The organism is Tessaracoccus zhenghani, assembly GCF_055326325.1.
Genome location: NZ_JBUZNQ010000001.1, coordinates 368,609 through 382,458, shown reverse-complemented (window position 1 = coordinate 382,458; position 13,850 = coordinate 368,609). Strand labels below are relative to the sequence as shown.

Here is a 13,850-nt window from a genome sequence, read left to right as displayed (position 1 = left end):
GTGTCCCTGGGTGGGGGAGGCTAGAGCGAGTCGATGACCTCGTTCATGGTGGCGCTGGGGCGCATCACAGCCGTGGTCTTCGCGGGATCGGGCCGGTAGTAGCCTCCGATGTCGGCGGGCTTGCCCTGGACTCCGAGCAGGTCCGAGATGATCTGCTGCTCGTTCGTCGCGAGCGCCTCGGCGACCGGCTTGAAGGTCTGTGCCAGTTCCGCGTCGTCGGTCTGGGAGGCGAGTTCCTCGGCCCAGTAGCGGGCCAGCCAGTAGTGCGAGCCGCGGTTGTCGATGCCGCCGATGCGGCGGGTGGGGGACTTGTCGTTGTCGAGGAACGTGCCGGTGGCCCTGTCGAGCGTGGCGGCCAGGACGGCGGCGCGGGCGTTGTCCTCGGTCTGGGCCAGGTGCTCGAACGAGGCGGCCAGCGCCAGGAATTCGCCCAGCGAATCCCAGCGGAGGTAGTCCTCGGCCACGAGTTGCTGCACGTGCTTGGGGGCGGAGCCGCCGGCGCCCGTCTCGAACAGGCCGCCGCCCGCCATGAGCGGCACGACCGACAGCATCTTGGCCGAGGTGCCCAGTTCCAGGATGGGGAACAGGTCCGTCAGGTAGTCGCGCAGCACGTTGCCGGTGACCGAGATGGTGTTCTCGCCGCGGCGGATCCGCTCGATGGTGTACTTCGTCGCCTCGACGGGGCTCATGATCTCGATGGTGAGGCCGTCGGTGTCGTGGTCTGCCAGGTAGGCGCGGACCTTCTCGATGAGGTTGCGGTCGTGGGCCCGCTCCGGGTCCAGCCAGAACACGGCCGGCCAGCCGGTGATCCGCGCGCGGGTCACGGCTAGCTTCACCCAGTCCTGGATGGGGGCGTCCTTGGCCTGGCAGGCGCGCCAGATGTCGCCCGCGGCCACGTCGTGGCTCATCAGCACCTCACCGGCCGAGTTCACCACCTCGACGACGCCGTCGGACTCGATCTCGAAGGTCTTGTCGTGCGAGCCGTACTCCTCTGCCTTCTGTGCCATCAGCCCCACGTTGGGCACTGTCCCCATGGTGGAGGGGTCGAAGGCGCCGTTCTCGCGGCAGTCCTCGATCACGGCCTGGTAGACGCCGGCGTAGGACGAATCAGGCAGGACGGCGAGCGTGTCGCCCTCTCCGCCGTCGGGGCCCCACATGTGGCCGGAGGTGCGGATCATCGCGGGCATCGAGGCGTCGACGATGACGTCCGAGGGGACGTGCAGGTTGGTGATGCCCTTGTCGGAGTTCACCATCGCCAGCGTCGGGCCGTCTGCGATGCCCTGCTCGAAGGCGGCCTTGATCTCCGCGCCGTTGGGCAGGTTGTCAAGGCCGGCGTAGATCGCGCCCAGCCCGTCGTTGGCCGAGAGGCCCGCGGCCGCGAGGTCTGCGCCGTACTTCTCGAAGACCTCGGGGAAGAACGCCTTGATGACGTGGCCGAAGATGATGGGGTCCGACACCTTCATCATGGTGGCCTTCAGGTGGACGGAGAACAGCACGCCCTGCTCCTTGGCGCGGGCGACCTGCTCCGTGAGGAACGCGTCGAGGGCAGCGGCGCGCAGCACCGTGGCGTCGACCACTTCACCCTCCAGCACCTTCAGGCCGTCCTTGAGAACGGTCTCGGTGCCTTCGGCGGCGCGGTGACGGATGGTCAGGGTGTCTGCGGAGGGCAGTACGACGGACTGCTCGTTGTGGCGGAAGTCGTCGGCGTCCATGGTGGCCACGGAGGTCTTGGAGTCGCTGCTCCACGCGCCCATGCGGTGCGGGTTCTTCTTGGCGTAGTTCTTCACGGACTCCGGAGCGCGGCGGTCCGAGTTGCCCTCGCGGAGCACGGGGTTGACGGCCGAGCCCATGACCTTGCCGTAGCGGGCGAGGATGTCGCGCCCCTCGTCGGTCTGGGGGTCCTCCGGGAAGTCCGGGATGGCGTAGCCGAGGCCCTGCAGTTCGGCGATGGCTGCCTTCAACTGGGGGAGCGAGGCGGAGACGTTGGGCAGCTTGATGATGTTGGCATCCGGCGTCTTCGCGAGCTCTCCGAGCTCTGCGAGCGAATCATCCACCTTCTCCTCAAGGCGATCCGGGAACTGTGCCAGGATCCGGCCCGCCAACGAGATGTCCCGGGTCTCGATGTCGACGCCTGCCTGGCTGGCGAAGGCGTTGACGATCGGGAGGAACGAGTACGTGGCGAGGAGGGGGGCCTCATCGGTGAGGGTGTAAATGATCTTGCCCATGCGAAGGAACTCCTTGAGTCGGGATGCGCCTCCTCAGCTTAGCCATCGGGCGAGTTGTTCGTCGGCCGCGAACAGGGGATGAGCGAGACGACGCCTTCTTTGGAGTAAATCGAACGATTAGGTAGCCTGTACCCACGAGTTAGTGACCAGATCCGCGGCAAGCACGCGATGAACAAAGCAAGGGGGTCGACCCACTATGGGGCGCGGCCGTGCAAAGGCGAAGCAGACCAAGGTCGCCCGTGAGCTCAAGTACCGTTCAATCCAGACGGATTTCTCGTCTCTGGAACGGGAGCTGCGCGGGGATGTTGTCGACGAAGTTTACGAGGACGATGACACCAGCGAGACCGAGGACCCTGACCCCTACGCCGAGTTGGCAGCCGAATATGAGGCTTACAACGACGATGAGGATTACGACGGCCTCGACGAGCGTCGTTCTTCCTGACAGACACTGACGTGTTCAACTGGGTGCCCGACACCGAGTTGCCGGGCTACGAACAGCGCTCGATAGACCTCAGTGATGAACCAACGTACGCCCTGGAACCGAAAGGTTCCCTGGTGGCAACAATTGTGCGCCGCGGCGCGCCCGTCTCCGGGCGCGCCGTGTTGTACGTCCACGGCTGGAACGACTACTTCTTCCAGACCCATCTCGCGGACGCGATGCACGACCTGGGCCATGACTTCTATGCCCTCGACCTGCGTCGGTACGGGCGATCGCTGCGTCCCGGCCTGCTGGCCGGCTACATCGCAGACCTCGCCGACTACTTCGTGGAGCTCGACGCCGCCGTCGACATCGTGCGGGCCGAGGGGCACGACGAGATCGTGCTCATGGGGCATTCCACCGGGGGCCTGACCTCCGCCCTCTTCGCCCATGAGCGGCCCGGCACGTTCGCCGGCCTGATCCTGAACGCGCCCTGGCTGGAGACCTACGGCAACACGCTGCTCAGGCCCGCCGTGACGGCGGCGCGCGCCGTCGCCCCCACGACGGTGCTGCCGCTGGGGGACACGGGCTTCTACCGCCGCTCGGTGGCCGCCTCCGAGGACGGGGAGTGGACCTACAACCTCAACCTCAAGGGCGATCCCGCGTTCCGGGCCCGCTTCGGTTGGCTGGCTGCCATCACCAATGGTCACGCCCGCGTCGCGGAGGGCCTGCGCATCGACTGCCCGGTGCTGGTGGCCATCTCGGAGCGGTCGTTCTTCAGCAAGGCCTGGGGCGAGGAGCAGCAGCTGGCAGACATCGTGCTCGACGTCGAACTCATCGCGGCGCGCGCGCCGAAGCTGGGCAACAGCGTGACCATCATCCGGGTGCCCGACGCCATGCACGACCTGACGCTGTCGTCTGAGCGGGTCCGTGCCGTCGTCTTCGAGGAATTCGGCCGCTTCATCCGCTGCTACGCGCAGCGCTGAGGAACCCGGGAAAAGCAGAAACCCCCACGCTGGGCGAGGGGGTTTGTGGCCAGGGCCGGGATCGAACCGGCGACCTTCCACTTTTCAGGCGGACGCTCGTACCAACTGAGCTACCTGGCCGGCTTGGCCTGGCGTTTCCGCCATACCAGCGACCCCGACGGGACTCGAACCCGCGACCTCCGCCGTGACAGGGCGGCGCGCTAACCAACTGCGCTACGGGGCCAATTTCTTGACCTTGGACCGGTTTCCCGGCCCTGCTGGCTTGCACCAGCCCGGTAACTATAGCGTGACATCCTCGCGGTTGTCACATCGGGCGAACCCGTTGTCATTACCTGTTTGCAGCCGAGCCGAAGCTCGGCTGCATCGCATCCCCAACGGGATTCGAACCCGTGCTACCGCCGTGAAAGGGCGGGGTCCTAGGCCGCTAGACGATGGGGACCTAGCTCGAAGAAGTTTAGAGACTCCGAGCCTTTCAGGCAAACCGCGGGCGAACGCCGGCGGTTCCCACTCACCCGTACGTGTTGATGTGCACGTGGTCGTAGTGGTTGGCCGTGTCGCTCCCGCGGGAGGCCATGGCGCGCCAGCCCTCGCTGTTGCGGGCCACGGACCAGATCTTCTGGCCGAAGATGATGTAGTTGATGTTGAACTTCTTCGCGTTGGCGCGGTAGTAGTTCGCGATCTCCCAGCCGAGGGCCTGGTTGCTCTTGTAGCTCGGGATCATCACGTCGACGGCTCGGCCGGCCGGGTGGTCCGGGGTCACGTCGCGACGCCAGCCGTACTGCGTCTTGATCTGCGGGAAGCGTGCCCAGACGTCCCAGGCGATGGCCTGGACGTTCGCGTTGGTCTTGTCGAGGCCGGAGGAGTAGCCCTTGTTGATGTCGCCGCTGTTGCCGCCCGAGGCGCCGCCTGTGGCCGGAGGGGTGTTGGCGACGTAGCGGGCCGTGACCCAGCGCAGCTCGCCGTTGTGCACGATCTGCGCACGGCCGTTCTCGACGATGCCGGTGACCTGCAGTTGGGCACCGCGCTGGATCTCGCCGTTGTACTTGGCGCCCGTGCTCGCGGCCCAGATGTTCAGCAGGGTGGTGGCGTACCGGGTCGACGTCTTGGGCAGGTCTGGCGCTGAAGGCGACGCTGCCTTCAGCGGGATCTGGGTGAGGTACCTGGCGTTGACCCAGCGCACGGCGCCGTTGTGGATGACCTGGGCCATGCCGTTGGAGGTCTTGCCGGTGGTGTCGAAGATCGTGCCGACGGGCGCGTCGCCGTAGTTGATGTACTCGGTCTTGGGGGAGGAGCGCACCATCAGCGCCGCGGTGCCGCGGGCCTTGCCGGTGGCCATGGGGAGAGAGGAGAGGGCTGAGGCCGCGGTGTCACTCAGGTAGCGCGCGGCCGCCCAGTAGGTGCTGCCCTTGTAGGTGACCTGGGCGAACTCGCCGCTGACGGTTCCGGTCAACTCCAGGCGCACGGCGCGTTCGACGCGGGCGCCGATGGGGTCGTCGGTAGAGGGGCCCTTGCGCAGGTTGAGGGCGGTGGTCGAGTAGACCGTGCCCTTGCTGCCCTGGCTGGTGCCGTTGGCGATGGCGGAGGTGGGCGCACCGGCGAGGACGCTGCTGCCCTGGATGTAGGCGGTGGCGATGTAGGCCGTCGTGCCGTTGAAGGAGACCTCGGTCCAGCCGTCCTTCGAGCCCTGCGCGGGCAGGCTGTCGCCCTTGTTCAGCACGGCGAGGCTCGCGCTCGAGGCGCTGGGCTCCGTGCGCACGTGGACGCGTGTCTTCGCAGTCACCTCACCGTTGGCGGTGGCTGCGGGGCCGAGCGCCAATCCGCCGAGCCCCTGTGCCAGGACGGCGATTCCGACCGCGGCCGCGCTGAGCCTCAGGCTCTTCAGTGCCTTGTTCACGTCTCTCCTCGTCGTCGCTGGGGGGCGGGAGGACGTGCCGCTTCCCCGGACCGGAAATGGGTCCCGGCACGTCCGCCGGTGCGATGGACATTAGGAAAGGAATGCGTTGTCAGACAACGGTACTTGAGAGTTTCCTAAGAGGCGGCAAGGCGACACGCCGCATGGTTCATGAGAATCACACTGACGTGGTTTTCATGGGCTTTCACGACCCGACTCAGGGTTGGCTAGGGGTTCCGCCGGGGGAGGTGCCGCATCTGGTAGCTGAAGGTCTGGTGAGAAGTGTCAGAAGCTTCAGAAATAACCCGACTCAAGTGCAGCTTGAGGTTCGACCATGAGGTTGAGGCTTGAGGTTGAGGTTCGGATCAGGGCCGGGCAGAGCCTGGCTCGACCCACGCCCTGCTCGCGGTGCTCGACCAGTGCCGGGCCGTGCCCAGGGCGGAGCCCGGCACGTAGCCGGCCTGGAGATCCGCCCTGCCGAGTTCCTCAGCACCGGTGAGTTCGGCCAGCCGCCGACGGTCCCGCCTGTCGGCCACCGCGGCCACCACCGGCAGGCTGAGGGCGCGGCGGTTCGCGGCGAGCGTGGCCAGGACCTCCGGATGGAAGCCGGCGGCCACCACGACGAGGGGGTCGCCCTCGCGCGCCCACTTCAGGGGCGCGAGGAGCTCCCGCATGGAGCTGAGTTCGCCGTCGACGATCAGCAGCCGGGGGTCATCATAGGAGGCGCCCTCGGGGTTGGTGGCGAAATCCGGATGGGCGTGGCCGAAGCCGAAGCCCTCGCCCTGCCGGGGGAGGTCGCGGGTGTGCCCGGCGCCGGGCGACGGGAGGTCGTCGATCTCGTCCTGCGTGATGTAGCGCGGCACGTGGGTGTCCACCTGGGGATGTCCGCGTCGGGGTGCGGGTTCGCTGGCGCCGGTGCTGCGGCGGCTCTGCCTGCGGTCGAGCAGCACGGCTCCGGCGAGGATGAGGACACCCACGCCGACGACAACGACGAACCAGAGCCAGGAAGGCATGTCCCCAAGCGTGCCATGCCGGAGTGGCGCTATTCTGTTTAGGCCCCTATAGCTCAGTTGGCAGAGCAGTGGACTTTTAATCCATGGGTCGCGGGTTCGAGCCCCGCTGGGGGCACCATCACTTGGGAACACCAGCGCGGCTCCCGGCCGGTTGTCGCGTAGCTTAGGTGGCATGGCTGGACACCTTGAAACTGAGATCAAGTTCGAGCTTGAGGAGCACGGTTCGGTCCCCCCGCTGGAGGGGCTCGTTCCCCTCGGCGCCGTCCACGACTTCCGGCAGCGGTCCGTCTACTACGACACGGTCGACCTCCTCCTGACCAGGCACTCCATCACCCTGCGCCGGAGAACCGGCGGCAGCGACGACGGTTGGCACCACAAGCTTCCCGTCGGCCCCCGGTCGCGCAAAGAGGTCCACGCGGATCTCGAGGATGCGCCCGGCCACCTGCGGGTGCCCACCGTGCTGCGCGCCGCGGTCGCGGCGGCCCTCGGCGCCGACCGGCCCGCTGACCCCGACGACGCGCTGGTCCCGCTGTCCTTCCTCGTCACCCATCGCACCGAGACAGAGCTGCTCGGCCCGGAAGGCGCCGTCCTCGCCGGCCTGTCCGACGACCGCGTCAGCGCCCTGCCCTCTGGGCTGTCGATGCGGGAGGTCGAGGTCGAGCTCATCGACGGCGACGAGGAACTGCTCGCCGCGGTGGAGGAGCGGTTCGCCGAGCACGGCGTCCAGCGCTCCAGCTCCCCGTCCAAGGTGGTGTGGTCCCTCGGCAGCCTGCCCCGCCGCGTCGAAAAGGGCCGGGGGCCTCGTCGTTCAGGGCCAGCGGCGGTGCTGGTGCACTCCTACCTGCGCCGGGAGGTGGCCGCCGTCGTCGGGCGCGAGGACGCGATGCGGGCCGATGAGGAGGACGCCGTGCACCAGGGCAGGCTCGCGGTGCGGCGCCTGCGGGGCGCGCTGCGCACGTTCCGGCGGCTGTTCCGGCGCGAGCTTTCGGACCCCCTGCGCGACGAGCTGTCCTGGCTCGGCGACATCCTCGGCGCACCCCGCGACGCGGAGGTCATGCTCGAGCGCCTCGGCGGTGAGTTGGACGAGCTGCCCGCCGATCTGGTCAGGGGCCCGGTGCACGAACGGCTGCGGCACGAGGTGGGCACCCGGCACGACTCCGGTCACGCCGCGCTGGTGGCGGCGCTGAACTCGGAGCGTTATCTGGCACTGGTGGACTCGCTCCTGGATTTCCTGGGTGACACGCCGTGGCGGGGGCGGGCCGCGAAGCCGGCGCGCAGGGTCTTGCCGCCGCTCATCCGCACTGCGGTGCGCCGGGCCGGGCGCGGTAGGGATGCGGCGGCGCACGCCGAGGGTGACGCCCAGCTGCACCTGTTGCACGAGGCACGCAAGCGCGCCAAGGCAGTGCGCTATGCCTATGAGGCCGTGGCTCCCTCGTTCGGCGACCGCGCAGGCGAGTCAGCCGCGGAGTGGGAGGCCGCCACGGATGCGCTGGGCCTGCTGCAGGACTCCTCCGTGGCCACCCGGTGGCTGACGGAAGTAGCTGCGGCGGCGGAGGCCGCGGGAGAGCCGAGCTTCACCTACGGCGTGCTCGCCGGCATCGAGTACGCCCGCCAGAGCGGCGACCTCAGGGAGGAAGGCGAACGGGCCCTCGACCGGGCGCTCCGCCGTTAGGGTGTGCGCATGCCGGATCCCCTAGGTGCCTACCGACGAAGCGGCGCGGACCTCCCCTTCGGGTTCCCGGAGCGGGCCCATGGCGTCGCCATGGAGGGCCACTTCTGGCGGTTCACGCACGCCGAGTCCGGCCGCGTGCTCATCGCGCTGATCGGCGTCCAGCAGACTGCGGCCGGGCCATGGGCCCTGTGCGGGATCGGCACCTCCGGCGGCTTCTGGCGCCAGGCAGTGGTCGAGGGTGCCGAATGCCGACGGCTCGGGCCGGGCGCCCGCACCCTGGACGGCCGCTTCTTCGGCGACGACACCAGGGTCGCCGTCGATCTCGGCCCGGATGCCCGGCTCGACGTCACGATCAGCGGGCAGCGGCGCTGGCCGCACCGCCTCTTCGGGGGCTCCAGCTACTTCCAGAGCGTGCCCGCGCTCAACCAGTACTGGCACCCCTGGCTCCTGGGGGGCACGGCCGACGGAGGAGCCGTCGTGGATGGCGAACGCTGGGACCTCTCGGGCGCCGCCGTGTACGGGGAGAAGAACTGGGGACGGGCGGGCTTCCCCGGTTCGTGGTGGTGGGGGCAGGCGCACGCTTTCGCCGAGGAGGAGGTCTGCGTGGCGTTCGCCGGCGGCGAGGTCCACTCCGGCCCGCTGCGCACGGAGGTGACGGGGCTGGTGGTCCGCCTGCCCGACGGCTCGGTGCTGCGGCTCGGCAACCCGGTGACGTCCCCCGTCCGGGCCACCACCAGCGCCTCCCACTGGCGACTCCGGGCCCGTTCGGCCCGCTGGCAGGTGAACCTTGATGCCGAGGCCGAACCCGCCCAGGCGTTGGTGCTTCCCGTCCCCCTCGTCGAGGAGCGCCGCGGCACCCCGGGGGCCCTCGAACAGCTGGCCGGGCGGATGGCCGTCACGGTCCGACGCGACGGCCGCGTCGTGTGGGCCGGCGAGTCAGGCGTGGCCGGCCTCGAGCACGGCGGGCTGGCGCGGGCAGAGGCGGAGGCCGCGCGCAGGCGAGGCTAGAGGCTGAGCCAGGGTGGATCGATCGACGGCGGTACGACCCGCCGCTCCCACTCAAGCCACCAGCTGTCCGCGCCCGCCGGCATGGGGGTGGAGTGGGCTGAGCGGACCAGGTCGCGCAGCTCCACCTTGGCGCTGCGCAGCCGCTGGACGTCGCGCTTCAAGGGCAGTTCAAGGCTGAGGAAGTGGTCCTCCAACTGCACGATCCGCATCCGCAGTTCGATGATGCGCCGGTGCCGGGCCTCTTCGTCCGGGCCGAGCCTCAGGTGCATCTCTGCGGCCCGCAACCAGCCGTAGGCCTCGTTGATCGCGATCAGCCCCGGATGCACGGTCATGGCGTCGTGCACGCTCAGCTCCGGATGGACCACCGCGGCGCCGGTGGAGTGGGCGTAGGCGAGCTCGTCGCGGCCGGCCTCGTCGATGAGGATCTCGGTGGAGCGCATCACCACGGCGAACAGGTCCACGTCGGTCATCGCGGGGCGCCGTTGGACGCCCTGGCTCTGGGAACTCAGCACGTAGTTGCGCGCCCCGCCCAGGTGGCCGATGGCGAGCTCGGCGGGCAGGTTCTCCCGGGCCCCGCCGTCGACGTAGGTCTCGCCGCCGATCGGCACCGGCCGGAAGACCGCCGGGATGGAGCAGGAGGCCAGCACGCCCACCCGCAGGTCGTGGTGCGTGTCGTCGCACGGCTCGTTCCAGCGGCTCACCAACTGGCCGTCCTCCGTCATGAACCGGAGCTCACCGGATTCCAGCCCCACCATCGCGATGCGCAGCGTCATGCCGGACCCGGCCACCCGGTCGGGGACGAACATCTCGTCGTGCAGGAGCTGGGCGAGCACCGGGCCGGGCCGGTACATCGAACGGGTGCGCTCCAGCCCGGACGCGACGGCATTGAGGTCGCTGAGCCTCAGCCGGCTCAGGGCGCCGGCCATGGCGCCGAGCGTGGCCAACGACCAGTCGGAACGGAGTTCCTCGTCGGGCTGGAGCGCCAGCTCGAGCGGGTCAGGTCCCTCGATCGGCGACGGGGGAGTCACCGGGGTCTGGTGCTGGGGGCGCAGGAAGGGGAAGTGCAGCAGCGGTTGGCGCGGCTTCGGGGGTTCAGGCCGCGGCGGCTTCATCAGGTCCAACAGGGTGGGCGCCTGGCGCTCCGCCGTCGACAACCACGGACGGGGCGTGAACATGTCGCTCTGCTCCCGCATCCCGTTCCAGATGGACCGCAGCCGGGTGAGGTAGCCGTACTGCTCGTCCCTGTCGCGGCCCTGTGCCAGCGAGCTGGCGATGATCGACCCGGCGGAGGTGCCGACGAAGATCGTCGGCGTGAACCGTTCGTCGTGCTGGTACAGGTAGTCGAGCGCGCCCAATTGGAAGCTGGCCCTGGAGCCGCCCCCCGAGAGCGTGCACGTCACGACCTCCGGTTGCGGATCCTTCGCGAAGAACGGAAGCCCGAACCAGCCTTTAACTGCCATGGCCCCAGGTTACTGGCCTCAGTTCAGCGCGATGTCGAGGGCCTTCCAATCGATGCCCTCCGGCGACAACGCCAGCACCGACGCCAGGAGACCCTGGCGGGCGGCGCGGACTGCGAGGTCCTCCGCGTTGACGAGGATGTCGTCGAAGAACGTCCCCGCTGCCCGCACCACCGGGGCGGTGTGCGTCACCACCTCGGCGATGGGCTGCTCGGCGATGCCCGCCCCGACCGCCTCGACGGCCTCCTTGAGGGCCACCTCAGCGGGTTCGGTCAGGCGCGCCGCGTCGTAGCCGGCCGCAACACCGTCGGGCAGGATGCGGGTGATGCGCACGTTGGTGGACACGAGGTCACGCAGCGCCTGGTCCGACTGCGCCCCGGCGAGTTCGCCCAGCAGGCGGGCGGCGCGCCCGGGCGCGTCCGCCGCGGGCAGGATCGCCGTCACGAGGTCTGCGGAGGTGCCCTCGTCGCGCAGCAGCTGCGCGAAGCGGCCGATGGTGAACTCCAGGGCGGATTCGACGGCGTCCGGGGCCACGTCGACGCCCTGCTCAGCCAGCCGTGCGACGGCGTCCTCGAGCCCGGCCCGCACGGTGAGGCGTTCCAGCGGGGTGCCGGCCGATTCGCGCAGGATGCGCACGACGCCGAGGGCGGCGCGACGCAGGCCGAACGGGTCTGAGGAGCCGGTGGGCTTGGCGCCGAGCGCGAACATGGCGGCGAGTAGGTCGAAGCGGTCGCCCAGCGCCAGCAGCGCACCGGGGACGGAGGCGGGCACGGCGTCGGCGGAGGTGTGCGGCTGCTCCATCTCGAACAGCGCGTCCGCCACCGCCTGGGTCTCGCCCTTGCGGACGGCGTACTCGCGGGCGATGAAGCCGGCCAGCGAGCTCATCTCGACCACCATCTGGGTGGCCAGGTCGAACTTGGCGAGTTGCCCGGCGCGCGTCAGGGTCTCGCGGTCCGTGCCGTCGATGCCGAGCCGGTCCGCCAGCCTGGCGGCGACGTCGGCGATGCGGCGGGCGCGCATGCCCACCGAACCGAGGCGGTCCTCGAAGGTGAGCTTGTCCAGGCCGGGCACGAAGCCGTCCACGCCTTCTGCGGCGAGGTCGGCGTTCCAGAAGAACAGCGCGTCCTCGTAGCGGGCGCGGATGACGGATTCGTTGCCGGCGCGCACCACGTCGTCGTCGCACAGGCCGTTGGCCATGGTGACGAAGTGCGCGGCGAGCCTGCCGTCGCGGTAGATGGGGAGGTACCGCTGGTGCTTGCGCATGACGGCGGTCAGGATCTGCTCGGGCAGGTCGAGGTAGCGCTCGTCGAAGGTGCCCAGCACACCCCGGGGGTCCTCCACGAGGTTGGTGATCTCGTCGATGACGGAGGACTCGGCATCGACGTCGATGGTGCCGCCCACGCCCCGGGCGAGGTCCTCCGCCTGGCTGACGACGGAGGCGCGGCGGTCCTCGGAGCTGAGCAGGATGGAGCCTTGCTGGATGGTGGGCAGCAGTTCTGCGGCGGTGGCCACCTCGACGAACCCGACGAGGGCGCCGTCGGAGCGCCTGCCGCTCTCCTGGCCCTGGACCGCGCGCTGGAGGTAGGTGGTGCGGCCCGCCGTCAGCCCCGAGACGTTGACCGGGACGACGGTGTCGCCCCAGAGCACGACCAGCCAGCGGATGGCGCGGGAGAACGACAGGTTCGCGTCGTTCCAGCGCATGTTCTTCTCGGCGCGCAGGCCGCCGATGATCGAGGAGATCGCCTCGGCGGCCACGTCCACGACGTGGCGGCCGTCGACCTTCACCGACACCGCGGCGTGTTCGTTGCCGCCGATCTCGGCGCGTACGATCTGGTCCGCCGTGACACCCTGGCCGCGCATGAAGCCCTCGAGCGGCTTGGTGGGGTTGCCGTCGGCGTCGAACGCGGCGCTCCACTTGGGGCCCTTGCGCAGCTGCTCGGCGTCGGGTTCGCGGGCGGCGACGCCGTCGACCACCGCGACGATGCGGCGGGGGGTGCCCTCGACCGTGATGTCGCCGTAGCTGAGGCGCGTGGCGGCGAGCTTCTCAGTGAGCGCGGTGCGCACGGCCTCGATGGTCTGCGGCACGACGTGCGGCGGGAGTTCCTCGACGCCGATCTCGAAGGCGAGCGTCTGCGGGTCGTCGCCGAGCGTGCCGGCGTCGACGGCGGGCGCGGCCTGCTCCCCGACGGCGGCCTCGCGCAGCAGCGGGAAGCCGAGCTCCTCGCGGCGCTCGATCCAGAGGGCGGCGGTATCGCGCATGAGTCGGCGCATCGTCGCGAAGGCCTTGGCGCGCTCGGTGGTGGAGATCGCGCCGCGGGCGTCCATGACGTTGAACGCGTGGCTCGACTTCAGGATGTAGCCGTGCGCCGGCACGGGGAGGCGGGCCTCCACCATTCGGGTGGCCTCGGCCACGTAGGTCTCGTACAGGCGACGGTTGGCGTCGACGTCGGCGTCGTCCAGGTAGTAGCGGCTCATCTCGTACTCCTGCTGGCCGAAGGCCTCGCCGTACGTGACGGGGCGGCCGTCCGCGGCGATGGAGTAGACGATGTCCTTGAAGTGCGTCACGCCCTGCTGTGCCATCAGGATGCGTTCGACGCCGTAGGTGAGCTCCACCGGGATGGGGTCGAGGTTCTGCCCGCCCACCTGCTGGAAGTAGGTGAACTGGGTGATCTCCATCCCGTCGAGCCAGACCTCCCAGCCGAGTCCCCAGGCGCCGATGGCGGGCTGCTGCCAGTTGTCCTCGACGAAGCGCACGTCGTGGGCGGACAGGTCGATGCCGAGCGCCTCGAGCGAGCCGAGGTACAGCTCCTGCGGGTTGCCGGGCTCCGGTTTCAGGATCACCTGGAACTGGGTGTGCATCTGCAGGCGGTTGGGGTTCTCGCCGTAGCGGGAATCATCCGGGCGCACCGAAGGCTCCACGTACGCCACGTCCCACGGCTCTGGCCCGAGCACGCGCAGCACGGTGGCGGGGTTCATCGTCCCGGCACCGACCTCGCTGTTGAACGGTTGCCAGGTCAGGCACCCCTTCGAGGTCCAGTAGTCGGAGAGACGGCGGAGGGCATCTTGCATGGTCAGCACCCCGTCATGCTATCGACTTCGCCGCCGGGAATCCCATCCGGGTTTCGCCGGTGGTCGGGCCCGCCCCCTGAGCCGTGAGCAATTGGATGGGGTCGTCACCGC

At 69.5% G+C, this 13,850-nt stretch carries 9 protein-coding genes and 4 tRNA genes; 5 read left to right on the top strand and 8 right to left on the bottom strand.

Features of this window, described 5'->3' with window-relative positions:
* Nucleotides 1-20 precede the first annotated feature (20 nt).
* A complete protein-coding gene (locus tag ACZK4S_RS01705) occupies nucleotides 21-2,225 on the bottom strand; it encodes an NADP-dependent isocitrate dehydrogenase (protein ID WP_463643156.1) in 2,205 nt (734 codons plus the stop codon).
* A 196-nt stretch (nucleotides 2,226-2,421) separates the two neighbouring features.
* On the opposite strand from ACZK4S_RS01705, the gene ACZK4S_RS01700 reads away from it, so the two are divergent.
* Nucleotides 2,422-2,667 carry a DUF3073 domain-containing protein gene (locus ACZK4S_RS01700; RefSeq protein ID WP_463643155.1) on the top strand — a complete coding sequence of 82 codons (246 nt, stop codon included), beginning with the start codon at nucleotides 2,422-2,424 and terminating at the stop codon, nucleotides 2,665-2,667.
* 113 nt (nucleotides 2,668-2,780) lie between these two features.
* Nucleotides 2,781-3,629 carry an alpha/beta hydrolase gene (locus tag ACZK4S_RS01695; protein WP_233120750.1) on the top strand — a complete coding sequence of 283 codons (849 nt, stop codon included), beginning with the start codon at nucleotides 2,781-2,783 and terminating at the stop codon, nucleotides 3,627-3,629.
* A gap of 46 nt (nucleotides 3,630-3,675) precedes the next feature.
* Here ACZK4S_RS01695 and ACZK4S_RS01690 read toward each other — a convergent pair.
* From ACZK4S_RS01690 to ACZK4S_RS01670, 5 genes are all read right to left on the bottom strand, one after another.
* A tRNA-Phe gene (locus ACZK4S_RS01690) sits at nucleotides 3,676-3,749 on the bottom strand.
* 29 nt (nucleotides 3,750-3,778) lie between these two features.
* Nucleotides 3,779-3,852 (bottom strand) — tRNA-Asp (locus ACZK4S_RS01685).
* 143 nt (nucleotides 3,853-3,995) lie between these two features.
* Nucleotides 3,996-4,068: transfer RNA gene (locus tag ACZK4S_RS01680), tRNA-Glu, on the bottom strand.
* Between the two features lie 69 nt (nucleotides 4,069-4,137).
* Nucleotides 4,138-5,523: an SH3 domain-containing protein gene (locus ACZK4S_RS01675; RefSeq protein ID WP_463643154.1), complete on the bottom strand. Its 1,386-nt coding sequence runs from the start codon at nucleotides 5,521-5,523 to the stop codon at nucleotides 4,138-4,140.
* A 362-nt stretch (nucleotides 5,524-5,885) separates the two neighbouring features.
* Nucleotides 5,886-6,533 (bottom strand): hypothetical protein, encoded by a 648-nt coding sequence (locus ACZK4S_RS01670; RefSeq protein ID WP_463643153.1) that lies wholly within the window; start codon nucleotides 6,531-6,533, stop codon nucleotides 5,886-5,888.
* Between the two features lie 42 nt (nucleotides 6,534-6,575).
* Between ACZK4S_RS01670 and ACZK4S_RS01665 the strand changes: the two genes are divergently transcribed.
* The 3 genes from ACZK4S_RS01665 to ACZK4S_RS01655 all read left to right on the top strand — a co-directional run bounded on the left by ACZK4S_RS01665 (nucleotide 6,576) and on the right by ACZK4S_RS01655 (nucleotide 9,213).
* Nucleotides 6,576-6,651 (top strand) — tRNA-Lys (locus tag ACZK4S_RS01665).
* Between the two features lie 54 nt (nucleotides 6,652-6,705).
* Nucleotides 6,706-8,205, top strand: coding sequence for a CYTH and CHAD domain-containing protein (locus tag ACZK4S_RS01660; RefSeq protein ID WP_463643152.1), 1,500 nt, complete (start codon nucleotides 6,706-6,708; stop codon nucleotides 8,203-8,205).
* 9 nt (nucleotides 8,206-8,214) lie between these two features.
* The gene (locus ACZK4S_RS01655; protein ID WP_463643151.1) at nucleotides 8,215-9,213 is read left to right on the top strand and encodes a tocopherol cyclase family protein; all 999 of its coding nucleotides are present in this window, start codon (nucleotides 8,215-8,217) and stop codon (nucleotides 9,211-9,213) included.
* Here the strand turns inward: ACZK4S_RS01655 and ACZK4S_RS01650 are convergent.
* Both ACZK4S_RS01650 and ACZK4S_RS01645 read right to left on the bottom strand, forming a co-directional pair.
* Nucleotides 9,210-10,673, bottom strand: a complete 1,464-nt coding sequence (locus tag ACZK4S_RS01650; RefSeq protein ID WP_463643150.1) for a patatin-like phospholipase family protein — start codon at nucleotides 10,671-10,673, stop codon at nucleotides 9,210-9,212. The genes ACZK4S_RS01655 and ACZK4S_RS01650 overlap by 4 nt on opposite strands.
* A gap of 18 nt (nucleotides 10,674-10,691) precedes the next feature.
* Entirely contained in the window at nucleotides 10,692-13,739 is a 3,048-nt protein-coding gene (locus tag ACZK4S_RS01645) for a glycine--tRNA ligase (protein ID WP_463643413.1), read from the bottom strand.
* Between the last annotated feature and the right edge of the window lie 111 nt (nucleotides 13,740-13,850).